Consider the following 25,844-nt stretch of genomic DNA (forward strand, 5'->3'; position numbering starts at 1 on the left):
GCCGACCTGCCCACTTCACAATATCCGGGACATCCATCAACACAGTTGACGCATAAGCCGGAAAACGGTGATGGCGAGACCCTTGTTGTTGTTACTGTTGCAGCACTTGCATTAGGTTTACTAAGACTCATTATTAATTCCCTCCTTTTTGTTAAGTATTTTTAATAAATATTAATTTTTATAGCTACGTTTTAAGTATTGTTAATTTGAACAGCTAAAAAAATATTTCCTTTTAATCCCTCCTTACATTTTTTAAAATGAATTTATTTTTTAGAAAGGCATGTGACACATTATTTGAAATTAGTTGATAAAAGGCGTAGAGCTTTATACTAATAAAATATTTCATAACGGCATAAGGTTACCTTTTGCTTTAAGATTAAGATATTATTAATAAAATGTCAAGAGCCGAAATTATTTTATTAGAGAAATTAAGAGAAAAAATATTTAGTATTTTTGGTGGTAGGCGGGTTATAGAGATATGTAATAAAATTTAACAATACTATCTTAATAGATCCTTAAATTTTACGAGTTCAGAAAATTTATATAGTGTTGACATTGCTTTACTAATAGTCTGTATTCCTGCTTCTTCAAGTGCAGCAATTGGATTAAGTCCGCCAACAATTATCATTCCTGCTTTGTCTAAACCAACAGGCATTTCAAGCAATGGCTGGTTTGGATTCCCTATCATCAGGATTCCGCCAATTCCTTTTTCTTTCATATATTCCCTTAATTGAAATGCCTTTTCTAAGCTTACAACTGGAATCTCTCTGAAACTTGCAAGCACCTTACCTGAAAGATTCTTGACAGCCCCAGAAACATACGTCATCCTGCTTTTGATGAATATCTCCAGAGGGTCAAGGGAAGAACCTTCATAACTAATAAGTGTAGTGAACCTGCTCGGTTCAGAATTGATCTGGAGCACACCACCGAATTTTGATGTAACTGGAATTCCTGCTTTTAGGAAAATACCATTTATTGTGACACTACATATGGTTCCAAAACTCACCTGACCCTCGGGAACAATAATGTCCCCAATCTTCTCACCTGCTCTTTTTAAAATAACCCTATCAGACATTACATAAGGCGATTGGAAAACTGGCTTCATTATCTTAATTGCTTCCTTCAGTTTTTCTTCTGAGAAATATGATATGTTAAGAATAATATTACCTTCTTGCGTATCGAGATCGAAATTTGTAAGATATGACAGAGTCTCGATTTTACTTATTACAAAGCCAACTTTTTCTGATACATGGGCATGCAAAAGTTCTTCACGTCCTTTCTGGGTAATCATCCTTCCTTCTTTTCCAAATACCTTTGTGTAACCTCTTTCATCAAGTATTTTAAGATGATACCTCACAGTTCTCTCTTTTAGTTCAACTCCATGAATCTTTAGATTTTTTGATATCTCTCTTGCTCCGATTATTTCATTTGACCTTTTATCAAGTACTTGCAAGATGGCTAACATTGTTCTGTTCATACGAATTTAATCTCCTTTTCGACATTTTGAAAAGCGGGGATATAAAAATATCCCCGCTTTTTTACTGCCTATTTTGCAAAAACCTCTAAAGTTTTCTCAGAGCCAAATAATATCCTGTTTGCTTCTTCCATATCAGACTCCATGATATATGGAATCCCTGTAATCTCACTTGCTTGTTTTGTTAAAGACACGAGATCAGAACGGTCAATATATTGAATAGCAAACTTTCTTGCTCCAGCCATAAGCTGCTGAAGTCCGAGCTGTAACCTGTCACAGAATGTATACATCCCTATAGCACCAAATGGAATCTTCTTGAAGTTTTTTCCATACTTGGCCTTGAGTGTCTCAGCAGTTACAAAAATCTTTTCTTCGGTATCTCCATATTTCTTTATTTCAGCAGGAAGCTTATCTTCACTCATCCATCTCTGGATATTCTTTCCTACCATTGCAGGAATCATTGTAGCACGTCCCATACAAACTGCTTTAACAAAAGGAGCCCCCATTGCAATCGCTTTGAAAATATGATCTTCAAGAGAGAAGCCTCCTGCCATAGCTATATCTGGCACATATTTCCCCCTTGCTCTTAATTCAGATGCAAATTTATATGCAATTGATTCAAGATAAATCGTCGGGATACCCCACTCATTCATCATTCTCCATGGACTCATCCCTGTTCCACCGCCAGCACCATCAATGGTAAGTAAATCTATCTCTGCATCTGATGCAAACTTCATTGCTCTCGCAAGGTCTGCAATCCTGTAAGCCCCTGTCTTGAGAGAGACAAATTTTGCTCCAATTTTTCGAAGATACTCAACACTCCTCATAAACCCTTCATATTCAACCATTCCAAGCCTTGAATGTCTCTCAAACTCTTTAAAAGCACCTTCTTTAAACGCTTTCTGAACAACATGATCCTCTGGATCAGGCAATACAACATAGCCCCTTCTTTTTAATTCAAGGGCTCTGTCAAGTGTCTTTAACTTAACTTCTCCGCCAATATTCTTTGCTCCCTGTCCCCATTTTAATTCAAGGCATTCAACTCCAAGTTTCTCAATAGCATATTCAGGAGAACCAAGCCTTGCGTCTTCTACATTCTGCTGAAGAATAATTGCTCCATATTTGTCTTTCCATTCATTAAAAGTCTTAACCCTTCTTGCAAGTTCAGGAGAATTTACTACTTTGCCATTCTTTATCTCTGCTTCATGATCCATACCTACAACATTCTCACCAATTACAACCATGATTCCTGAAATTGCAGCTCCTATAGCCAGGCCTTCCCAGTTATCTCTTGCTATGTTTGTTGAGCCGAGAGCGCCAGTGAAAATGGGGATTCTTAGATTCACCTTATGTTTATTGCCAATGGTAACTTCTGTTGAGACTTTTATGAATAGCGCTTTATCAGAATCCGCTTCTGTTCCAATAGCGCCTACACATGTTCCTTGAATATTAAGATGTGAATAATCTACCGGATACTCTTTAACAGCTCCTGCCGTTACCTTACCAAAAGGTTGTGGATACAAAATTTCTCTTCCTCTGTAAGAAGACTTTCCGATTTCACAGATTCCAGGACAGCCATCCAAACAAACAGAACATATTCCTGAATATGGTGCCGGGTCTGACACCCTGTTTTTTGTTCCTGTTGCAGCACTTGCATTAGGTCTACCGTAATTCATTGTGATATTCCTCCTTTTAATTTAGTATTATTTAATATTCAAAATTCAATTTTCAGTATTACTTAATTAAAATGCCAAAAAAAAATCTTCTACTTCGTTAACAACGAAAACTTAAGCTCTTAATCAACTTCTAAAAACTCACTAATAGTATTTCTGCATTATCACCTCCTTCATTTTTTAATATGGAAGGCATTTCATCTTTAAGACAAACAGAATCGCCTGATTTGAGTGTCTCTATATGACCGTTTATATTGATAGAAATATCGCCTTTCAGAATATAGATTAATTTACCGCCTTTAGAAGGAATAACTTCATTTTTTATCTTTGCGTAAGGTTCTATAATAATAAGAGTTCCTGAAATAGATTCGTTTTTAATAATATTGAACTGTCTGAAATTTCCATTTTTATAAATAGGATTTTTAAAAATATTTTCTTTTTTGATGAGCCATGGAACATCTTCAGATTTTTTCTTTAATGTATCAGACAGTCTGACCCCAAGTGCATTACAAATCTGAATAAAAGAATGAAGTGAGGGTGTTATCTGGTTACTCTCCAGTTGACAAATAAAGCTTGGTGTAAGATTAACTCTTTCAGCAAGTTCTTTCTGGCTCATGCCAGCACAAGTCCTCAATTCTTTTATCTTTGTACCAATATCAAACAGTTGTTCTTTTCGGGCAGATGTAATAGATATTGTCTTTTCTTCTATCTCATAAGAATGGGGCTTGAATGCTTCTCTGTTTGGCCGTCCTTCGAGTTTCAAAGCCTTGACCCATAATTTATCCTTTCTCTTGTATAACTCCAGAACTACCTGGGTTATATGTCTCAAATTTGCCTTAAATTTCTGACTGTGAGCATCTTTCTCAAGTATCCAGTATGCAACTGTTCCAAGATCATATAGACGGGGGCAAAGATAGGTAAAAAATTTATAAGTCCTATTTTCGTCTCCCCAGAGATCCTGCATGCCTGTAAGGCTATCAAAAACATACCTTCCGCCTGACTGGAATTTATCCTCAAAAGAATTCAGCAGAGAAGTAAACTGCTCTATATTTTTAGGGTCTTCAACCCTTATGACATTTACATTCGTTGAGTTTTCATAAAATTTGGTAAATGTCCTGTCATTCTTCCCCTTTCCTGATGTAAAACAGTCAAGCAACACAAAGTTATCCTGAATCGGGACACCTCCTATCTGCTGGAAAATACTGTATGGCGATTTATTGAAACTTACATATATCACATTACGCTGCTCAGCAAAGGACTGTTTGATAAAATTTAATACAAAAATTTCTGGAGAAGTTCCTGCCTCAACTTCCCAGACAACATTATCTCCCACATAGAGTGAGTCTATGAGATTATCAAGGTCACGTATGCCTGAATTTATTTTTGCCAACTATGTCTCGGTGAACGGTTACCTTTTGCATTAAATTTAATGAATTGAACCTATAAAAGTCAAGAAAAGATATCCCCCTTGATTTGATATAGATAATTTTTTTAAACTGTGTATTTATCTTAAAGATTTTCCTATTCACTTAAATTCTAAGAATCTGATAAATTAGAATATCTTTTCAAAAAGGAAACTAAATGTATTTTCAGGATTTGATTCTAAAGCTCCAGCAGTTCTGGGCAGTAAAGGGATGTATTCTTTTACAGCCTTATGATATAGAGGTTGGAGCAGGAACCTTTCATCCTGCAACTTTCTTCAGAGTTTTGGGGCCGGAGCCGTGGAAAGTAGCATACGTAGAACCTTCCAGAAGACCAACTGATGGAAGATACGGAGAAAATCCGAACAGACTTCAACATTACTATCAGTATCAGGTAATTTTGAAGCCGTCTCCTTCTGACAGCCAGGAAGTTTATTTGGAAAGTCTTTCGTATCTGGGCATAGACCCCCTGAAACATGATATCAGGTTTGTAGAGGATGACTGGGAATCGCCAACACTCGGGGCATGGGGTCTTGGCTGGGAAGTATGGCTTGATGGAATGGAAATAACCCAGTTCACATATTTTCAACAGGTCGGAGGTATTGATCTCAAACCTATCTCTTTAGAACTTACTTATGGGCTTGAGAGAATCGCCATGTATCTTCAGGAAGTTGACAATGTGTTTAGTCTTGACTGGTGTAAGGGGATAAAATATGGCGAAATACACCACATGAATGAAGTCGAATTTTCAAAGTATAATTTTGATTTTGCTGATACGGAACTACTTATGAAGCAATTTGAGTTTTATGAAAAAGAAGCGATCAGGCTAAACAAGCTTGGGCTGGTGCTTCCATCATACGAATACTGCTTGAAATGTTCTCATACATTCAATCTACTCGATGCAAGAGGTGCAATCTCTGTTACAGAAAGGACAACTTATATCGGTCGTGTTAGAAACCTCGCACGTCATTGCGCAAATGCATTTTATAAGCAACGTGAGAAGATGGGATTCCCTCTGTTGAATACAGCTACCTAAAACCTCATCATCACCCTGTATGTTAATTTTACCTCTTTGTCTTTTGGCACAGGGACACTGAATTCTACTGTGGATGCTTCGGTCTTTATATACTCATGTGATGAGCTTAGCATTTTCCACTCTCCTGGTATCGGTTCTATAACTTTAACCACAACATCCTCTTTTTTATGATTCCTCAATGATATCTCTAAAGCAGCTTCGTATGTGTCATATGCTATCTTCTTCCAGTCTGTCTGCTTCCGGTTCCCAATTACATCGAAAGCATCACCAAGCTTTACCCTGATTTTTTCATCCTTAGGTGTATGGTCTATCAAATCCTCACCAACAAACTGGAGACTCCCTTCACTGTCTTTCTTATTTACTCGGACAGTGCCTTTCGGCAAAGGCATACCAAGGTTATTCTCTTTTTTATTTTCTATCTCTACAAATACTGAAACTTTCTGATTAGACATGATTTCACCATACTGACTTCGGTAATAATATTGGGCGCCATAAAAAACAAGTTCTTTTTTTACAGGTATATCTACTGCTGTCAGAAGACTGATCTGTTTTGTCTGATTTTCCTTGATCGTAGAAGGTCTCTGAAGCGTATAAATATGATATTCGAAAAATTCTTCTTCCTTAAACTGTGGTGCTGCCTTTACTGCTGTTTCAGCCACCTGCATCATCTTTTGTCTGTATTCAAACTCATCACGCACCCTGTGAACATCTCCTGCAACAAGTTTTAGTTGTGCATTTCTATAAGTAGTTCCACTTTTATTGTCAATGGTAACCCAACCTGACATATCCGCCCTGTCATCTTTCTCATTTAATGTGAGAACATAATCAGACCTCCAGTTGATACCATTAGTCAAATAAGATGCTTCAATTTTCTGTGTGGCTGAGGAAGTATTTTCAAGAAGCCATACCAGCGTTGGCTTTGATATAAGACTTTCAGGGACCTCAGGAAAAATTACACGACCTGGATGACCGAAGGTAATTTCATCTTCTATCCTGTAAATAGGACCGCCATTATTTGAAAGGAGTGTAGCAGTTACAATCTCTTCACGCTCTGTATAAGGATTTTTGTAGAAAAGTTTTACTTCTTTACCTACATATTTATCAAGAAGTTTTTGGGGGTTGAGCAGGTCGTATTCATAATTCTGCTCCAAAATCTTAAGACTCTGGAGATCAGTGAGAGATTTTATATGCACACTCGTTGGAATAATCTGGGAGGCAACATCCATAAATCTCAACTCTTTTTTTCCTTTTGGCAATTTAATCTCCCTCTGGTCTTTCACAAGCCCAAGGTTAACATTGTAAATGGTCACCGCTATACCGGTCTGGTCTTCAAGGCCGGTCGAGAGAATGTCTGATTTATTGCTTTCAGCCATTACATTTGAGATTTTTCCAGATACAACCAGAAAACCGATAATTAAAAAAATGTAAAATGATTTTTTGCCCATTTCAAACCTCCTTAAAGAAAGCATAATGGTTGTATTGTATCAAAACATAGGGATTATGGGTAATTAAAAGCCTCTATCTAATTTTTTCATAAATTTTTAAACTATAGACAGGATAAAATATTTGACAAGAGACAACAATTGAACGATCTTCTTGCTCTTACAATTATTATCTTCTGGCTTATAATTCCTCTGTTCTGGATACCTGTGCATTATGCCACTTCCTTTTTAAGAAAAATAGGCTTACTAACCTATGCGATGCCGTTATTTACATGGCTGCCTCTTTCATATTTAATCTATAAAAATAAGAGTTGCCTGTTTGAGTTCAGAATAGATATGCCTGAGATTATAAATTTCATCGGAATTCTAATATTGATTACCGGGACTCTCCTTCATATTTGGACTGCCCGCCTGCTCGGCCTCTGGGGAATTATAGGGGTTCCTGAGATAATAACGAAAACAAAAAAACACTTTGTAACAAAAGGCCCATTTTCAATCGTCAGGCATCCTACTTACCTGGCACATACATGTATGTTCTCAGGTGCTTTTTTTATAACCGGTGTGATGGCTGTTGGCATCATCACAATACTGGATTTTTTAACTGTTACAACGCTGATTATTCCCCTTGAAGAAAAAGAACTTGCAAGTCGGTATGGCAAATCATATCAGTCTTATAGAAAAAAAGTACCTTACAGACTAATCCCGCGGTTATTTTAATACCATTCAATTAACTCTGTGCTATAATCAAAAAAACTGGAGCATAAACAAACTGCCATGCTTCAAGACTACAGGGTATCAGAAAATTATAAACTGGCGATATTCTGTCATTGCTGCTTCCACAGGAATGACAGAAAGAAACTATGTAGCAATTTAAAGGAAATTTCAAGCAAAAAGGTTTTCGATGTCTTCTCAAAGATCAATCGGTGTTGATATAGGCAAGATAAGCCTTAAAGCAGTAATGCTGAATGAAAAAAGGCAGATCGAAAAAACTTTCTGGAAAAAACACCAGCAGGAAATAAAAAAGGTCTGGCAAAAACTGAAGCAGGAATGGCAGATAAGCGAAGATGAGCAGGTTGTCGTCACAGGCAGATTTCGCAAGCTGCTTGGTTACCCTTCAGTCGTTGAAAAGGTTGCTCAGGAAAGTGCAGCCCGCTTTCTATTTCCAAAAGAAGAGATAACACTTATCAGGCTGGGAGGTGGCGGTTTTTCTGTACTCAAAATAAAAGAGGGTAGACCGGGCGAATTTAAACAAAATCCTCGCTGTGCTGCCGGAGTTGGCAGTTTTCTGGATCAAATTTTAAAAAGGGTTGGCCTTAGCATTCTTGAGGTTGATAAGGTCACGGAAAACGTAAATGGATTAGAAATAACCTCACGTTGCGGGGTTACGATGAAGACCGATTTCACCCATCTCTTGAATCAGGGCAATAAACTCGAGGAGGTAATAGCAGGACTTCTGGATTCTTCAGCAAGAAATGTTGTTTCTTTAGCCTTAAAGTCTCATACAACCTCGAAGGTTTTACTCATAGGAGGGCTATCTGCTTCAAAACGTATTGTGCAGACTATTAAAAAAAGTCTTCCTGAAACAACAGTTGAGGTTGCGCCTCATGCAATGTATTTTGAGGCTCTTGGAGCAGCTTTAATTGAATCAAAAGAAAACATCAAGCAAACACAGGCTGAAGAGCAACGTTTAATTTATTTGCCTGGACTTAAAAAATATTTAAACCTTGTAACCAAGATTAAGTCTCAAAAACAAAAAGAAGACGGGTTAGATCTCATAATGGGATTAGATATCGGTTCAACTGGTTCAAAGTTGATAATCATAGGTGAAAAACCCATATTCGAAGTTTATGGTGAAACCAGAGGGCAGCCAGTCCATGCAGCTAAATATCTAATTCAGCAAATCCCATTTCAATATGTTAAACGAATAAAAGCAGTTGGTTGCACAGGTTCAGGGAGGGAGATTGTAGCTTCTCTTTTAAGGGCTTCTTTAGCTGAAGAAAAACACGAACAAATCTTTATTTTAAATGAAATCGCGGCTCATGCACACGGTGCTTTATATTATGATTCTGAAGTTGATACTGTTGTTGATATAGGTGGTCAGGATGCTAAATTCATACGTCTGGAGAAAGGCCGCGTAATAGATTCATGTATGAACACTGTCTGCTCAGCAGGCACCGGTTCATTCATAGCAGAACAATTACAACTCTTTGGGATAGAAGATGTCAGACAGTTTGGCGAAATAGCTCTAAATTCACCGAGGGCTGTTGATTTAGGTCAGCACTGTGCTGTCTTTGTAGCTGAACAGATAGATGAAGCTAAAAGGAAAGGGGCTCAAATAGAAGAAATAATAGCCGGCCTTTACTGTTCGATAATCCTTAACTATAACAACCGCGTTAAAGGACTCAGAGATTATGGTAAAAAAATTTTTCTCCAAGGAAAACCTGCAGAAAATTTAGCTCTGGCATGTGCATTAGCAAAAGTAACAGGACAGCAAATTGTTGTTCCCCCCTCACCTGGCATTATGGGGGCTTTGGGAATTGCACTTCTTACAAGAAACGAACTTGGTAGCAAGTTAAAAACAAAAACATCTCTCGATTTACAGAGATTTCTCGAAAGCGAGGTTTTAGAAAAGAGAGAATTCCGTTGTTTGTCAAAGGACGGCTGTGTTGAAGGAAATCTATGTCCCATTCAGGTTATAAAAGTCGATACAGGAGGAAAGATAGGTAAATTTTTCTGGGGTGGCGCCTGCGATAAATATGAGAAATCAGGTAAAAACAAGGTAATGTCCATTGCTCCCAGACCTTTCATAGAAAGAGAAAAATTAATTTCTGAACTGATTAAAAATAATCACAATCAATCGAATAAAACAATCGGCATTGCCCATGGACTGGAAACTGAAGAGATTCTACCACTGATAATTACTTTTTTCCAAGAACTGGGATTCAAAATTAAATTGCCTGAAAAAAGTTCGTTGAAATCCCTCGAAGTTGGAGCCAAGCTCTGTCAGGCAACTTTCTGCGCTCCACTGCAGCTTCTTGCCGGGAATGCAAAAGGTCTTGAACAAGAGGACTTTCTTTTCCTCCCAAAAGTTATTGAAATTCCCGGGTTTGAAGAAGAAAGAAGATGCTATGTATGTCCATTATCACAGGCTGCTCCGGATCTGTTTTCACCAAGACTGTCGGCAAAGGTACTAAGTCCTTTCCTAAATTTTAAAGAAGGATATCAGAAAAATCGTACTGAATTCATTAAATTAGGATTAAAACTCGGGTCTTCACCAAAAAAAACCCTGACAGCTTTTAAAAAGGCAGTTGAGGCTCAGGAGGAATTTGAGCATAAGCTTAAGGAGATTGGCAAAGAGGCTCTTGCTTTTGGTGAAAAAAACCGGGTCCCTATAGTTACGGTCCTGGGTCACCCATATATTATCTATTCATCATTGTTATCTGCCGGCATTCCAGAGATAATACAGGAAAAAGGAGCTATAGCTCTTCCAGCAGAATGTTATCCAATAAATAATAATGTGCCATTTCTTCAAAATATTTATTGGGGGTATGGCCAGCGACTGCTAAGAGTTGCTTCTGATATAAGAAAGCAGCAAAATGTTTTTCCACTCTGGCTTTCAGTTTATTCTTGTGGTCCAGATAGTTTTTTACTTCATTTCTTTCAGTATCTAAGTCAGGGCAAACCTTATACCATTTTAGAAACCGACGCATACACAGGACATGCTGGCTTTAAAACCAGAATTGAAGCTTTCTTATATAATATCAGCCATTTTCAACCATTAAAAAATATTCAGACAAAAGAACTGCCTGATTTAAAAAAATTTGAAATCAGACAGGAAATCTTTAACCAGTTCGATAAAGACCGAAAAGTATTAATTCCTCGTATGGGTGAAGGCGCACGTATTGTTGCCTCACTAATAAAAGCAGCTATGGGTCTCGAAAGTGAAGCTTTGCCAATAGCTGATCAGGAAGTTTTAGAAATCGGAAGAAGATATACTTCCGGGAAGGAATGCCTTCCGATGATTGTAACAATTGGTAATTTGCTGAAACACATAAGGGACAAACAGAATAATTTCTATTATTTCATGCCACGTGCAGGAGGACCATGCCGTTTTGGACAGTATCAGTTGCTAACAAAAATTATACTTGAGAGATTGAGTATGTCTGATAAAGTGAAAGTTATCTCACCAGATTCCGAGATGGGATACCGCTTCAGTGAACAGATGGGTCCAGGTATGATTGCAAAATCCTGGGCTAATATTGTTTTTGTTGATCTTTTAAGAGATGCTTTAATGGAGATACGGCCTGATGAAAAGACCTCTGGTGACAGTGAAGAGTTATTCGAAAAATATATATCAAAAGCAGAAAAAAATATTCTCGAGACTCCAAATGACTGGTCAGGATTTAAGACTTTATGGGGAATCAAAAATCTGGCAAAAATGGCTGCAGAAGATTTTAAAAAAATTCCTACGATTAACAACAATAGAAAACCGAAAATCCTTATGACAGGAGAAATTTATGTTAGATTGGATGATTTTTCGAATAACTATTTAATAAAAGAGCTTGAAGCTTTAGGAGCTAAGATAAAGCTGGCGCCGTTCAGAGAATGGATCAACTATACAACCTTTCAGAGAAGGAAGAGATTAACTGTTCAGAAACAAAAGCGATGGAAAGTCTATCTAACGTGGAGGCTACAACGAAAAATCGAACGAGAACTTTATGAAATCTTTGCCAGAATTTTTGACTGGCCTGAAGACCACAGTGTTGAGGATATTTTAAATACAGCCAGACCTTATCTCAGTAAACTCCGACCTCTCGGAGAGTCAGCTTTGACAATAGGTTTGCCACTCTTAATGTGGCAAAAAAAAGAAATAGATGGGACTGTTGTAGTAGGCCCATTTGAATGTATGCCGACCAGAATTGCTGAAACACAGTTAACCCTGATCTCAGAGCAGACAAACCTTCCAGTCTTAAATCTCGCTTTTTCCGGAGAGCCCCTTGATAAGGAACTCATTGAAAGTTTTATCTGGGACATATCTGCCCAGAATAAATAAATCAAAAAACTGTAACACTTAAATTCATAAAATTATGTATAATAAGCATCTAAACATCTTTAAGATAAGTTAAATAATACTTTAACTCTTACTATGTCAGGAGGATTCATGTGGGAAACGTAAAGAAATGGCGCAAGAAAAAGATGAGCAAGCATAAACATGATAAATTAAGAAAAAAGACTAAATTCCAGAGGAGAAAGAGCAAGTAAAGTTCGCAAAAAACGTTGCACACACATAATAAAAGTGAAAACAACGTTAAAATACGTAGCCGCAGGCTTTAGCTAAACTGAAATCTGCGGCTACACGTTTTAAAAATTCATATTTAATTATGCTCACACCTTTTTTAACAACAGGCATCGGAAGTATGCCACATACTAATCCAGATGAGGCATGCAGACTTGTGCTCGAAACATTTGATATACCATTCTGGCCTCAGCTTCCTAAATTGTCATTCCTCGAATCTATGATACCTCAGTATTCAGAAGGCATACCTTCCTTGAGAATTAATGAAGCAAAAGAAACTGTCTATATCCAAAGGGATGAAGAAGACTCACTCATGCAATTTTATGAACATTATTCAAATGACTGGAAATGTGCAATTTCTGAAAAATACTCGCAAGGTATCTATTCGTTTGTAAAAATTTTAAAGGATAGACATTTTCAATTCTTAAAAGGGCAGACTACCGGGCCCTTAACATTAACTCTTGGAATAAAGGATTCCAATGGAAGACTTATTTATTTTGATGAAGAACTACGTGAGATTTCTCTACTCGTACTCAATGCAAAAATCAAATGGCAAATAGAATTTCTGAAGCCTTATGCTAATAAAATTATTCTTTTCATTGATGAACCAATACTTTCTGCAATTGGCACATCAGCTTATCTTGGTGTTAATTCAGATGATGCCATCAGAATGCTCAAAGAGACATCAGGTGCTATAAGAAAGGCAGGAGGAATACCAGGAATCCATTGTTGTGGCAAGGCTGATTGGCCTTTTGTAATAAATAGTGATGTAGATATTATCAGTTTCGATGCATATGATTATGTTGAAACAATTTCCTTATATCCAGAAGAATTTACTAAATTTCTGGAAAACGGTGGATATCTTGCATGGGGTATCATACCAACAACAGATTCAATTAAGGATGAAAATGTAGATTCTATTAAAAAACGATTTGATACAAGTTTACGTTTTTTATCAAAAAACCTTCCTGCGGTGCTTTTGTTATCAAATATACTTCTAACACCTTCCTGTGGAACTGGATCCAGAAACGTCGAAGAAACAATAAAAATATTCAAGATACTAAAAGAACTTAAAAAAATAATTAAGGAAGACCCTTAATGAAAGGTAAGCTCATATCCTTTGAAGGGATTGAGGGAACAGGTAAGACAACACAAGCAAGGCTGCTTTATCAATTCCTTATCTCTAAAGGATATGATGTTGTTCTTACAGAAGAACCTGGTAGTACAAAAATCGGCTCTAAAATCAGAGGGATACTCCTCTCCCCTGATCATCAGGGAATGACATCAACCACTGAACTCCTACTTTATTACGCAGACCGAGCACAGCATCTTAATGAATTGATTATGCCATCTATAGAGAGGGGCGCGATCGTGATCACCGACAGGTTTACCGATTCAACATATGCATACCAGGGTTACGGAAGAGGGATTAATCTGAATCTTATTGACTCAATCGACCTTATTGCAACAGAAAGACTAAGACCTGATATAACAATACTCCTTGACCTTGATGTAGAGACTGGATTAAACAGAAATAGAGGAATCAATAAGACAGACAGGCTTGAACTTGAGGATTTAGAATTTCACAAACGGGTTCGTAAAGGTTATCTTGAACTTGCACAAAAAGAAACTCAAAGGATAAAAGTCGTGGATGCATCATTAAGCATTATTGAAGTGCAAAACATAATCGTCAATATTATTACAGAATTTTTCGGAAAAAATATTTAACCTTCATTCTTGTCAATCCTTTCACGCCAAAGGTATAATTTATAAAATATAACTAAATTTAGCGATAAGATTACAGTTGTTATAAATGGATCTTGTATATAAAATTTTCTCTGGAAGCTATTAAATGTCATTCAAGGATATTATCGGACAGGATAAAGCGGTAAAAATACTAATAAAAACCATTCAGAGGGACAGAATTCCTTCTGCCTATCTATTTTCAGGAGAATCTGGCATAGGGAAAAAATTTACTGCTATCAATCTGGCGAAGGCTTTGAACTGTCTCACCCCATCTAATCCACCCCTCACAAAGGAGGGGATTGAAGGGGGATATCCGTTTTCCAAAAAGGGTTTAGAGGGAGGTATCGATGCCTGCGATGAATGCTCCTCATGCAAAAAAATTGACTCCGGATTACACCCTGATGTCCTAATTATTGCCCCTCAGAATAACCAAATAAGAATTGAAGAGATACGCGCAATTGATGAAAGTCTTTCATTAAAGGCATTTGAAGGGAGATATAAGATCGTTATTGTCGATGATGCAGAAATGATGAATCAGTATGCATCAAATGCCTTTCTTAAAACAATTGAAGAACCACCTCCAGACAGTCTGATAATATTAATAACATCCAGTCCCGACCTTTTACCTGAAACAATAAGATCGAGGTGCTCTCGCATAAATTTTACCCCTCTTGCTAATTATGATTGCAAAAAAGTCCTGGAGATTATTTTTAGGAATAGAACAGATATTGATATCAATGAATATACATTTAATCAGCTGGTAAATTTCTCTATGGGGCGACCGGGTATTGCAAACACATATGATCTAATCGAGGAACAAACATGGTTTAAGAAAGTTCTCATGGAGATACTTAATTATGAAAAAGATGGATGGGCGTCAAAAGATGAAATGGCAAGATGGTTCGAGTATTTATTAATAATGTTAAGAGATATGGCGATCTTCAAGATAACTGGTGATGAAACTATGTTAATAAATAACATTAATAATAATTTTATAAGAAAATTAAGCACCAAATTGGAATTAAAGAGTATAATAGAACACTATTTTATCTTCTATACATTGAAAAGATACTTCAATTTTCATTTGAATAAGTCATTGACCTGGAATTATACAGGTTCTTTGCTCAGAAGGGTGACAAACTTAAAATATGCCTGATGTTATTGGAGTCCGGTTCAAAAGTTGCGATAAAATATACGATTTTGAGCTGAACGGTTTAGAGGTTAAGAAAGGCGATTTGGTGATTGTAGAGTCTGAACTCGGCCTCAATATCGGTCATGTTGTTACAGAAAGATACTGCGTTGATAATACAGAGAAAAAACTCAAAAAAATCATTAGAAAAGCTACTGAAGAAGACTTAAAACAGCGTGAAGAAAATAAAAATCTTGAAGCGGAAGCAATGAATAACTGCCTTGAGAGAATCATGGCACGAGGTCTCCCGATGAAACTGGTTTCGACTGAGGTCACTCTTGATCGAAAACGTATCATATTTTATTTTACTGCCGATAAGAGGATTGATTTCAGAGAGCTCGTTAAGGATCTTGCAGCAAAATTCAAAACCAGAATAGAGATGCGTCAGATTGGTGTAAGAGATGGAGCAAAAATCATCGGAAGTTTTGGAATATGTGGCAGGGAACTCTGCTGTAAACAATTTCTTACAACTTTTGAACCAATATCAATTAAAATGGCAAAAAAACAGGAACTCGTCCTGAATACAGGCAAGTTATCAGGTGCATGTGGAAGACTGATGTGTTGTTTAGGATTTGAATTTGCTGATACCTCACTCGAAAATATTCCTGTTTCAGAAGATGAATCAATATCTCTTGCAGAAGACGTTGAGACAACTGAAATGGTTGTCGCTTCAAGTGATAATCTTATGGAAGAAGAACAGAATTTGCAAGTTTCCACTGAAAAACAAAATTTAAACCAGCAATCGGAGATTCAAAAATCCAAAGGAAAACGTAAGCACTGGCCACTGAGAAGACGTAAGAAAAAGTTTCATCAAAAGAAGGAATCATAATCCGTGATAAATACATTTTACATTACTACTCCGATATATTATGTAAACGATGTTCCTCATATTGGTCATGCTTATACAACTATTGCTGCTGATACACTGGCCAGATATAACAGACTAAAGGCTAAAGAAGTATTTTTTCTTACTGGCACCGATGAACATGGACAAAAGGTCGAAAAAGCTGCAAGGGAAAAAGGACTCAGTCCAAAAGAACATGCTGATTTAATGGTAGAAAATTATAAAACCCTCTGGAACAAACTCAATATAAGTTACGATAAATTCATACGTACTACAGACCAGCAGCACATAAAGATTGTTCAGGAAATTCTGCAGAGATTGTTTGAAAAAGGTGAAATAGAGAAAAGAAACTACGCAGGTTGGTACTGTGTTCCAGATGAACGTTTCTGGACAGAAAAAGAGCTCGTTGATGGTAAATGTCCTGATTGCAAAAGACAGGTTGAACAAATCTCTGAAGAGAATTACTTCTTTCTCATGTCTAAATACAAAGACAAACTGATAAATCACATCGAGGATAATACTTCTTATATACTTCCTGAAACAAGGAAAAATGAGGTTCTCGGTTTTCTAAAAAGAAACCCTCTTGGCGATCTCTGCATATCAAGACCAAAACATAGACTCTCATGGGGAATCACTCTGCCTTTTGATGAAAATTTTGTAACTTATGTGTGGTTCGATGCACTTCTGAATTACTATTCGGCAACCAGATATCTTGCTCCCACACCTCACTCCCGCTCGAGGGTGGAGGGTAAGGGAGTTGGTGACTACTGGTGGCCGCCTGATCATCACCTGATTGGAAAAGATATTCTCACAACACATGCTATATACTGGTCAACAATGCTTATGGCTCTTGAACTTCCTTTGCCAAAAAATATCTTTGCTCATGGCTGGTGGACTGTTGATGGTAAAAAAATGTCAAAATCATTTGGTAATGTAGTTGCCCCTAATAAGATAGCTGATGAATTTGGCACAGACGCCTTTAGATATTTTCTCTTCAGAGAAGTCCCATTCGGCCTCGATGGGGACTTTTCTGAAAAGGCACTCATAAAACGTATCAATACAGACCTTGCAAATGACCTCGGGAATTTGCTTAGTAGAACACTTGCAATGATAGAAAAATATTTTGATGGTAAAATTCCTCATCCGCCTCCCTTTGATATTAATGCTCCTGTTGATGTTTATAGAGAAATACAACTAAAAAACCATGTTGAAAACATTTTTCCAGATTTTGATTACTTTATGGAAAAAATACAATTCCATCTTGCATTGGATAAGGTATGGGTTGTTATTGATGATGCAAACAAACTGATTGAAGATGAGGCGCCATGGAACCTGTGGAAAGAGAAAAAAATTGACAAGCTTTCGGCTGTTTTATATGCATTAAGTGAAGCGCTCAGGATAATTGCTATATATCTCTATCCTTTCATGCCTTCTGCAGCAGAAAAGATCTGGCAACAGCTTAATATTGAAGAAGATCTCGAAATGGTAAATCTTCAAGAACAAAGAAAATGGGGTATGTTAACACCCGGACTTGAAATAAAAAAAGGACATCCACTTTTTCCGAGAATGAATAAGATATTAAAATAAATATTAAGACATAATCATTCTTGACTTATAGAGAATCTCTCGGATAAGATTAACATAAAATTTAAAAATGATAGTCGAAAATTTGAAATGACAATTGCCATCGGTTGTGATCACGCAGGAATAGAATTAAAAGAAGAGATTATCTCCCTTTTAAAAAACCTTAATATTGAATTTATTGATTTCGGTACAGATACGCCTGGATCAGTTGATTATCCTGATTTTGGAGAAAAGGTTTCTGAAGCAGTCTCCACAGGAAAAATTGAAAAAGGCATACTTATTTGCGGGACAGGGATAGGAATGTCTATTGTAGCAAACAAATTTCCAGGAATAAGGGCATCTTTATGTAATGAACTATTTACTGCAAAAATGAGCAGATTGCACAATGACGCCAACATCCTTGTGCTTGGTGGAAGGATTGTTGGAAAAGATCTCGCTAAAGAAATTGTCAGAACGTGGGTTAACACTCCTTTTGAGGGAAACAGACATTCAAGAAGACTCGATAAAATATCAAAGATTGAAGAACGCTTAAAAAGGTCATGATTTTTAAACATTTAAAAGCAACTGATACTGAAGTTTTTGAAGCAATCGAGAAAGAGATTGAAAGGGAAAGGAAGAATATTGTTCTGATAGCTTCTGAGAATTATACGAGTCCTGCTGTTCTTGAGGTTCAGGGTTCAATTTTTACAAACAAATATGCAGAAGGTTATCCAGGAAAGAGATATTATGGGGGATGCGAATATGCAGATATTGTAGAAAATCTTGCGATACAACGTGCAAAACAACTTTTTGGTGCAGAACATGTTAATGTTCAGCCACATTCAGGTTCACAAGCAAATATGGCTGTATTATTTGCTGTCCTGAAACCAGGTGATGTAATTCTCAGCATGAGCTTAAGTCACGGAGGTCATCTGTCGCATGGTGCTTCAGTAAATTTTTCCGGGAATTTCTATAAACCTGTATTTTATGGTGTTGACCGTAAAACAGGATATATTAATTATGAAGAAGTACGAAAACTTGCATTACAAAACAAGCCAAAATTAATACTCGTAGGTGCAAGTGCATATTCAAGGTTCATTGATTTTAAAATTTTTTCAGATATTGCTAAGGAAGTCAACGCTTACCTTATGGCAGACATTGCACATATAGCAGGCCTTGTTGCAACCGGCCTCCATCCCTCACCAATCAATTATGCAGACTTTGTTACCACAACCACACATAAGACTCTCAGGGGTCCACGAGGTGGAATGATCATGTGCAAGAAAGAATATGCAAAACTAATCGATAAGATGATATTTCCTGGAATACAGGGCGGACCTCTTGTTCACGTTATTGCAGCTAAAGCTGTAGCATTAAAAGAAGCACTTAGTGAAAATTTTAGAGACTATCAATTTAGAGTCATAAAGAATGCTCAGAAACTTTCAGATGAATTAATGAACAAGGGTTTTAAAATAATTTCAGGTGGAACAGACAATCACATGATGCTTGTAGACTTAACCAATAAGGACATAACTGGCAAAGAGGCTGAAGACCTGCTTGGGAAAGCAAAAATCACTGTGAATAAAAACGTAATACCTTATGATGAAAAACCTCCGACTATAACAAGTGGAATACGACTTGGGACTCCCTGTGTAACAACAAGGGGCATGGGTGAAAAAGAAATGATAGAAATTGCTGAGATTATTTCCACAATAATACATAACAAAGACGAAAATACTATCCAGAGCCTATCGAGTAAAATCGATAATCTGTGTGACGGTTTTCCTATATATTAATTAATAAATTGTTCCCTTTTATAACTGTTCAAGAAAAGGGAAAAGATATATGTTGTTATATTTGTTATGAAATGTCCTTTTTGTGGAAACCTTGAAGATAAAGTTATCGATTCCCGCACAAGCCGTGAAGGCAATGCAATCCGTCGCAGACGTGAATGTCTGAAATGTGGCAAACGTTTTACATCTTATGAGAGAGTCGAAGATATAATCCCCATGGTAATCAAAAAAGATGGAAGGCGTGAAGCATTTGACAGGGCTAAGATTTTAGTAGGACTTACAAAGGCATGTGAAAAAAGACCAATTGCTGTTGATACACTTGAGGGGATCACAGATACAATAGTAAAAAAACTCATAGGATTGAGCGTTAAGGAGATTTCGAGTTCATGGATCGGTGAAGAAGTTATGAGTGCTTTAAAAGACCTTGACAAAGTAGCTTATGTGAGGTTTGCCTCTGTATATAGACAATTCAAGGATATTAATGAATTGATGAATGAAGTAAAAACGCTTTTCGAACACAAATAGGCAAACTGAGACTTGCACACACTTACAATTTAATCCTTCTTAATCTCAAAGCATTTCCGACTACTGAAACCGAACTAAAACTCATTGCAGCAGCAGCTATCATCGGGCTTAGTAAGATACCAAAAAAAGGATAAAGCACACCTGCTGCAATAGGAATACCTATTGAATTATAAAAAAAAGCCCAAAAGAGGTTCTGCTTGATATTTCTCATTGTTGTCTTGCTCAGAAGTCTAGCACGCACAATTCCTCTTAAGTCTCCCTTTACAAGAGTCACACCTGCACTCTCTATCGCTACATCAGTACCAGTACCCATAGCAATCCCGACATGTGCTTGTGCAAGAGCAGGGGCATCATTTATTCCATCACCTGCCATAGCAACAATATTTTTTTCATCCTGAAGCCTTTTGACTTCATCTGCTTTTTGATCAGGTAAAACTTCAGCAACAACACGGTCTAACCTTAATTTTTTTGCAACAGCCTCAGCAGTAGTGCGACTATCACCTGTAATCATGACTATCTTCACACCCTCCTTATGAAGCATATCTATCGCTTCGGGAGTAGTCTCCTTTATAGGATCAGCTACTCCAATAAGGCCGGCTATCTTACCTTCTACTATTAAAAACATAACTGTCTGTCCTTCGGAACGCATAGTCTCTGCCTTTTGTAAAAATTCATCATGTTTTATATTAAACTCTTCGATCAACTTAATATTTCCAAGCGCAACAGTTTTACCATTCGCTTTTCCTATAACACCTCTGCCTGTTAAAGACTGGAATTCTTCTACTTTTTCAATCTGCACATTCTTTTCTTTAGCTGCACTAACAATAGCAGAGGCAAGGGGATGTTCACTTCCCTTTTCTATACTTGCGGCTAAAGATAACACTGAATTTTCATCCCATCCTTTTTCTGTATAGATAGAAACGATTCTGGGTTTACCTGTAGTAAGGGTCCCTGTCTTATCAACAACAAGTGTATCAACTTTCTTCATTACTTCGATAGCTTCTGCATTCTTAAAGAGCACTCCAAGTGTTGCTCCTTTGCCAGTAGCAACCATTATCGACATCGGGGTTGCAAGACCGAGGGCACAAGGGCATGCAATTATGAGCACAGCCACCGCATTAATAATGGCATATGCAAAACGTGGTTCAGGGCCAATCCATGCCCATATGATAAATGTAATAACTGCTGTAGCAACAACAATCTGAACAAAGTAAGCTGCTACAATATCAACCAGCTTCTGAATGGGTGCTCTACTACGCTGTGCTTCTGAAACCATCTGAACAATTTGCGATAAGATGGTCTCAGCACCTACCCTCTCAGCTTTCATTATTAGTGTTCCATTGCCGTTTACTGTTGCTCCGATAAGTCTGTCTCCATTATGTTTTTCAACAGGAATCGGTTCTCCGGTTATCATGGACTCATCAACAGAGCTTGATCCTTCAATCACTATTCCATCAACCGGTACCTTTTCTCCGGGCCTTATCCTGAGCATATCGCCAGGTTTTACATGGTCAAGAAGAATGTCTTCTTCTGCCCCGTCTTCCCTTATACGCCTTGCTGTTTTCGGCGCTAATCCTAATAGCGCTTTTATTGCTGCGCCGGTCTGCCCCCTCGCTTTTAATTCCAGAACCTGACCCAGAAGCACCAAAGTAACAATTACAGCAGCAGCCTCAAAGTATACTCCAACTTTATTCCCATTCTCTATGAATGATTCAGGGAATATGCCGGGTAAAAAAGTAGCAATCACACTATAAACATATGAGACGGCAACGCCAATTCCTATTAATGTGAACATATTTGGACTGCGGTTTATAATTGACTGCCAACCTCGTTCAAAAAAAGGCCATCCTCCCCATATAACAACAGGGGTTGCGAAAATAAATTCAAGCCATCTCATGACATTAAAGTTTATCCACCGTACAAGCGAAAATCCTGGAATCATGTGATGCATTGCAATAAAAACAACCGGAATCGTAAGAACAACACTCACCTTGAAACGGCGTGACATATCAATAAGTTCCGGATTTTCCTCCTCTGCAAAAGCAGTGCGTGGCTCAAGCGCCATACCGCAAATTGGACAGCTTCCCGGCTCATCTCTGACAATTTCGGGATGCATCGGACAGGTCCATTCGGTCTTCATCACAGAAGAAGGGGTCACAGGTTCAAGCCCCATGCCGCATTTCGGGCATGAGCCATGGGTTTCCTGTTGAATTTCTGGATGCATGGGACATGTGTAACCAATACATGAGGCAGAACTTAAAACATGCATGGGCATTTCTAATTCTCGGTCATGCTGCCCCAGATATTTTTCTGGGTCCTTATTGAACTTCTCAAGACACTGTAAATTACAGAAATAATAGGTAGTGCCTTTATATGTAGATGTCCCGGCAGCTTCAGTATCTTCTATGACCATTTTACAGACAGGGTCTATTACTTGCATAATGCCTTCCTAAAGATTTGAATCCTCTAGCTCGCCGATTTTTCATTTCTCTTCCTTATTTAATCGCCTTGTTCTTTAATTATTTTTCCCTTTTTTAAATACCTTTCTGGCTCTTTTTCAAATTTCTCCTTACATATCTTTGCACAGAAATAGTATATTTTTCCTTTATATTCACTTATCGCTGCTGCCTTTTTTTCGTCTACATCCATATTGCAAACTGGGTCTTTTGCCATAGCAATACCTCCTCATATTGTTATGATGAAATTTTAACCCGAAAAATGCGATTAAAACAATGCAATTATCAAATTATTGTTGAATCTTGGTAAGAGCTTCTTTTGCTGCAAGGACTTCTGCTTCTTTCTTACTTTTTCCTGTTCCTGTACCAAATTTTTCTTCTCCAATATATACGTCAATAGTAAATATCTTTTTGTGTTCTTCTCCTTCTTGTTTTACTATTTTATATTCTGGAATAACCCCGTAAAGAAGTTGTGTCTTTTCCTGAAGTTCTGTTTTAAAATCATGGAATTGGCCTGAAGACACAATATCGTCTATTCTTTTTTTAAAGAGTCTTAATATCAGTTCACGCGCCTTTTCATAACCACCATCCAGATAAACTGCGCCTAAAATAGCTTCAACTGCATCTGCAAGCAGGGATCTCTTTACCCTTCCACCTGTAGCTTCCTCTCCTTTTCCGAGTCTTAAATATTTTCCAACAGACAGAGAATTTGCAACTTCAAAAAGCACCGCCTCTTTCACCGTATAAGATTTCGTCTTTGCCATCACAGATTCTGTAAGTTTATTGTTCAATAAAAAAAGATATTCTACAATTACAAATCCGAGCACTGAATCACCAAGAAATTCAAGCCTCTCATTATAATTTTCTGCTTTATCAGGATTCTCATGATAATAGGATTTATGTGTAATAGCTTCAATAAGGAGATTTTTATCCCTGAAAGAATAACCGATATTTTGCTCTAATTCAAAGATGCTCTGTTCAGACATTGAAAAAGATGAATTTTTTAATGATGATTAATTCATTCTTCAAACTTTTTGAAAAGCAGACAAGCATTTGTTCCACCAAATCCAAAAGAATTAGTTAATGCATAACGAACGGGTATTGACTTTGCAAAATGAGGTACATAATCAAGGTCACATTCAGGATCTGGATTGTCAAGATTTATAGTTGGTGGGACAATATCATTATAAATGCTCAAAGCAGTTATAACAGCTTCAACACCACCTGCCGCACCAAGAAGGTGTCCTGTCATTGATTTAGTAGAGCTGACAACTAACTTATAAGCATAATCTCCAAAAACTTTTTTTATTGCCTTGTTTTCGAGTTCATCCCCATGTTTTGTTGATGTGCCATGTGCATTAATATAATTCACTTCTGAGTAATCGATGCCTCCGTCTCTCAAAGCCATCTCCATACACTTCGCAGCACCCTCACCATCTGGGGAAGGAGCAGTAATATGGTATGCATCGGCTGTCATCCCATAGCCCATTAGTTCTGCATAAATTTTTGCTCCTCGATCAATTGCATTTTCAAGCGCCTCTAAGATCAGGATCCCTGCACCTTCTCCCATAACAAACCCATCCCTATCAACATCAAATGGTCTGCTTGCTTTTGCAGGGGCTTCATTACGAGTCGAAAGAGCCTTCATTGCACAAAAACCACCAATGCCCAGTGGGGTAATGACTGATTCAGCACCACCGGCAATCATTACATCTGCATCTCCTCTCTGGATTATTTTAAAAGCATCACCGATTGCATGACTTCCTGTCGCACAGGCTGTGGATACCGCAGAATTTGGACCTTTAGCTCCAAATCTGATCGAAATTTGCCCAGCAGCAAGATTTATTACTAACATTGGGATAAAAAAAGGAGTTATCTTTCTGGGGCCTTTTGTGAGAACTATAGAATGGTAGTGTTCGATCGTATGTAATCCACCTATACCTGAACCTACAAGAACACCTACTCTATCAGCATTCTGTTGTGTTATTTTAATTCCTGAGTCGCTCATCGCCATAGTTGAGGCTGCGATGGCTAAGTGGATAAAACGGTCCATCTTTTTTATCTCTTTGATTTCTATATAGTCTTCGGGGTTGAAACCCTCAACCTCTCCGGCAATCTGTGTCGGGAATTGAGAAGCATCAAACTTAGTTATCCTCCTTATCCCTGACTTTCCTGAAAGAAGAGCATCCCAACTCTCTTTAACCCCGATACCGAGAGGGGTTATCATTCCCATTCCGGTAATTACCACTCTTCTTTTATCCATAAGAGTCTTTATTTCTTTCTGTTGTTAATGTAATCTATTGCGTCCTTAACTTTTACAATTTTTTCAGCATCCTCATCCGGTATCTCAATCGCAAAGGCTTCTTCAAAAGCCATAACAAGTTCCACAGTGTCCAGTGAATCAGCCCCGAGGTCCTCAACAAAAGATGCTTCAGGAACAACTTCCGATGCACTAACCCCAAGTTGTTTTGATATAATCTCTTTTACTTTTTCTTCAACCATCTATACACCTCCATTTAAAATTTTTTGATTGCACATTTTAGACTGCCTACTTAATAAATCTGAAATCTTAAATCACATATACATACCACCATTTACATGAATCACCTGACCTGTTATATAACCTGACGCAGGTAACGCAAGAAAAATAACAGCATTTGCAACATCTTCAACAGTGCCGAATCTTCCAAGAGGAATAAGTTTCTTCATCTCTTCCTTAACATTATCCGGAAGCACATCAGTCATCGCTGTTACTATAAAGCCCGGAGCAACTGCATTTACTGTTATGCCCCTACTTGCATATTCTCTTGAAACTGTTTTAGTAAATCCGACTATGCCTGCTTTTGATGCACTATAATTTGCCTGTCCAGGGTTTCCCATAAAAGCAGCGACAGATGTTATATTTATTATCCGTCCATACTTCTGTTTCGCCATATCCTTTATTGCTTCTTTAGTGCATAAAAATACACCCTTGAGATTAATGTCTATTACAGTATCCCATGCGTCTTCTCGCATCCTCATAAGGAGACCATCCTTTGTTATTCCTGCATTATTGACCAATATGTCAATCCTATGGAATCTATCCCGAATCTCTTCAAATACTTTTGTTACTTCTTGGGCATCTGAAACATCAAGCTTTACTCCATATGATTTTACGCCTAATCCAGAAATATATTCAGCAGTATCTCTGGCAGCATCAGCGTTCCTTGCACCAACAACAATATTTACTCCGAGTCTTGCAAGACCTTCAGCAATTGCTCTTCCAATCCCACGTGTTCCACCTGTAACAAGAGCAACCTGTTCTTTCAAATCCATTTCTTCCTCCTTAAAGACTGGTTTTAATTTTAACAAAGAGTCTCTTTCTTTTCCAGTCTGTAGTGTTTCAC

Annotated in this window: 23 protein-coding genes; 13 read left to right on the forward strand and 10 right to left on the reverse strand. The window is 37.5% G+C overall.

What is annotated here, in order from left to right:
* On the forward strand, positions 1–165 hold a 165-nt coding region (locus tag HXY53_09040), incomplete at its 5' end, for a hypothetical protein (GenBank protein ID NWF76692.1).
* Between the two features lie 334 nt (positions 166–499).
* Here the strand turns inward: HXY53_09040 and HXY53_09045 are convergent.
* From HXY53_09045 to HXY53_09055, 3 genes are all read right to left on the reverse strand, one after another.
* Positions 500–1,477, reverse strand: a complete 978-nt coding sequence (locus tag HXY53_09045) for a DUF128 domain-containing protein (protein NWF76693.1) — start codon at positions 1,475–1,477, stop codon at positions 500–502.
* Positions 1,478–1,545: 68 nt separating this feature from the next.
* Positions 1,546–3,150 carry an FMN-binding glutamate synthase family protein gene (locus HXY53_09050; GenBank protein ID NWF76694.1) on the reverse strand — a complete coding sequence of 535 codons (1,605 nt, stop codon included), beginning with the start codon at positions 3,148–3,150 and terminating at the stop codon, positions 1,546–1,548.
* A 130-nt stretch (positions 3,151–3,280) separates the two neighbouring features.
* Positions 3,281–4,537 carry a helix-turn-helix domain-containing protein gene (locus HXY53_09055; protein NWF76695.1) on the reverse strand — a complete coding sequence of 419 codons (1,257 nt, stop codon included), beginning with the start codon at positions 4,535–4,537 and terminating at the stop codon, positions 3,281–3,283.
* Positions 4,538–4,728: 191 nt separating this feature from the next.
* Here HXY53_09055 and glyQ point away from each other — a divergent pair, with 191 nt between their 5' ends.
* Positions 4,729–5,604 (forward strand): glycine--tRNA ligase subunit alpha, encoded by an 876-nt coding sequence (gene glyQ / locus HXY53_09060; GenBank protein ID NWF76696.1) that lies wholly within the window; start codon positions 4,729–4,731, stop codon positions 5,602–5,604.
* Here the strand turns inward: glyQ and HXY53_09065 are convergent.
* Positions 5,601–6,977 (reverse strand): DUF4139 domain-containing protein, encoded by a 1,377-nt coding sequence (locus tag HXY53_09065; protein NWF76697.1) that lies wholly within the window; start codon positions 6,975–6,977, stop codon positions 5,601–5,603. The genes glyQ and HXY53_09065 overlap by 4 nt on opposite strands.
* A 210-nt stretch (positions 6,978–7,187) precedes the next feature.
* Between HXY53_09065 and HXY53_09070 the strand changes: the two genes are divergently transcribed.
* The 11 genes from HXY53_09070 (at position 7,188) to nrdR (ending at position 20,002) form a co-directional block, all read left to right on the forward strand.
* Complete coding sequence (locus HXY53_09070; GenBank protein ID NWF76698.1) at positions 7,188–7,763, forward strand: isoprenylcysteine carboxylmethyltransferase family protein; 576 nt, start codon at positions 7,188–7,190, stop codon at positions 7,761–7,763.
* A gap of 184 nt (positions 7,764–7,947) precedes the next feature.
* Positions 7,948–12,099, forward strand: a complete 4,152-nt coding sequence (locus HXY53_09075; GenBank protein NWF76699.1) for a hypothetical protein — start codon at positions 7,948–7,950, stop codon at positions 12,097–12,099.
* Between the two features lie 110 nt (positions 12,100–12,209).
* Positions 12,210–12,308, forward strand: a complete 99-nt coding sequence (locus HXY53_09080) for an AURKAIP1/COX24 domain-containing protein (GenBank protein ID NWF76700.1) — start codon at positions 12,210–12,212, stop codon at positions 12,306–12,308.
* A 119-nt stretch (positions 12,309–12,427) separates the two neighbouring features.
* Positions 12,428–13,441, forward strand: coding sequence for a hypothetical protein (locus HXY53_09085; protein ID NWF76701.1), 1,014 nt, complete (start codon positions 12,428–12,430; stop codon positions 13,439–13,441).
* Positions 13,441–14,070, forward strand: coding sequence for a dTMP kinase (locus HXY53_09090; GenBank protein NWF76702.1), 630 nt, complete (start codon positions 13,441–13,443; stop codon positions 14,068–14,070). Before HXY53_09085 ends, HXY53_09090 begins: the two co-directional genes overlap by 1 nt.
* A gap of 124 nt (positions 14,071–14,194) precedes the next feature.
* Positions 14,195–15,244 carry a DNA polymerase III subunit gene (locus HXY53_09095; GenBank protein NWF76703.1) on the forward strand — a complete coding sequence of 350 codons (1,050 nt, stop codon included), beginning with the start codon at positions 14,195–14,197 and terminating at the stop codon, positions 15,242–15,244.
* Positions 15,237–16,106 (forward strand): hypothetical protein, encoded by an 870-nt coding sequence (locus HXY53_09100; protein ID NWF76704.1) that lies wholly within the window; start codon positions 15,237–15,239, stop codon positions 16,104–16,106. Before HXY53_09095 ends, HXY53_09100 begins: the two co-directional genes overlap by 8 nt.
* Positions 16,107–16,109: 3 nt before the next feature.
* Positions 16,110–17,708 (forward strand): methionine--tRNA ligase, encoded by a 1,599-nt coding sequence (gene metG / locus HXY53_09105; GenBank protein NWF76705.1) that lies wholly within the window; start codon positions 16,110–16,112, stop codon positions 17,706–17,708.
* 87 nt (positions 17,709–17,795) lie between these two features.
* Positions 17,796–18,248 carry a ribose 5-phosphate isomerase B gene (gene rpiB, locus HXY53_09110; GenBank protein ID NWF76706.1) on the forward strand — a complete coding sequence of 151 codons (453 nt, stop codon included), beginning with the start codon at positions 17,796–17,798 and terminating at the stop codon, positions 18,246–18,248.
* The gene (locus HXY53_09115) at positions 18,245–19,480 is read left to right on the forward strand and encodes a serine hydroxymethyltransferase (protein NWF76707.1); all 1,236 of its coding nucleotides are present in this window, start codon (positions 18,245–18,247) and stop codon (positions 19,478–19,480) included. Before rpiB ends, HXY53_09115 begins: the two co-directional genes overlap by 4 nt.
* Positions 19,481–19,546: 66 nt before the next feature.
* Positions 19,547–20,002 carry a transcriptional repressor NrdR gene (gene nrdR / locus HXY53_09120; GenBank protein ID NWF76708.1) on the forward strand — a complete coding sequence of 152 codons (456 nt, stop codon included), beginning with the start codon at positions 19,547–19,549 and terminating at the stop codon, positions 20,000–20,002.
* Positions 20,003–20,024: 22 nt separating this feature from the next.
* Here the strand turns inward: nrdR and HXY53_09125 are convergent, their stop codons facing one another.
* The 6 genes from HXY53_09125 to fabG all read right to left on the reverse strand — a co-directional run bounded on the left by HXY53_09125 (position 20,025) and on the right by fabG (position 25,773).
* Complete coding sequence (locus tag HXY53_09125) at positions 20,025–22,442, reverse strand: heavy metal translocating P-type ATPase (protein NWF76709.1); 2,418 nt, start codon at positions 22,440–22,442, stop codon at positions 20,025–20,027.
* A 59-nt stretch (positions 22,443–22,501) separates the two neighbouring features.
* Positions 22,502–22,675: a YHS domain-containing protein gene (locus tag HXY53_09130; GenBank protein NWF76710.1), complete on the reverse strand. Its 174-nt coding sequence runs from the start codon at positions 22,673–22,675 to the stop codon at positions 22,502–22,504.
* Between the two features lie 73 nt (positions 22,676–22,748).
* Positions 22,749–23,444 carry a ribonuclease III gene (gene rnc / locus HXY53_09135; GenBank protein ID NWF76711.1) on the reverse strand — a complete coding sequence of 232 codons (696 nt, stop codon included), beginning with the start codon at positions 23,442–23,444 and terminating at the stop codon, positions 22,749–22,751.
* 32 nt (positions 23,445–23,476) lie between these two features.
* Positions 23,477–24,721 carry a beta-ketoacyl-ACP synthase II gene (gene fabF / locus HXY53_09140; GenBank protein ID NWF76712.1) on the reverse strand — a complete coding sequence of 415 codons (1,245 nt, stop codon included), beginning with the start codon at positions 24,719–24,721 and terminating at the stop codon, positions 23,477–23,479.
* A gap of 8 nt (positions 24,722–24,729) precedes the next feature.
* Positions 24,730–24,960 (reverse strand): acyl carrier protein, encoded by a 231-nt coding sequence (gene acpP, locus HXY53_09145; GenBank protein NWF76713.1) that lies wholly within the window; start codon positions 24,958–24,960, stop codon positions 24,730–24,732.
* Between the two features lie 72 nt (positions 24,961–25,032).
* Positions 25,033–25,773, reverse strand: coding sequence for a 3-oxoacyl-[acyl-carrier-protein] reductase (gene fabG, locus HXY53_09150; protein NWF76714.1), 741 nt, complete (start codon positions 25,771–25,773; stop codon positions 25,033–25,035).
* Positions 25,774–25,844 lie beyond the last annotated feature (71 nt).

Source organism: Nitrospirota bacterium (assembly GCA_013388455.1).
Lineage (GTDB): Bacteria > Nitrospirota > Thermodesulfovibrionia > Thermodesulfovibrionales > SM23-35 > JACAFF01.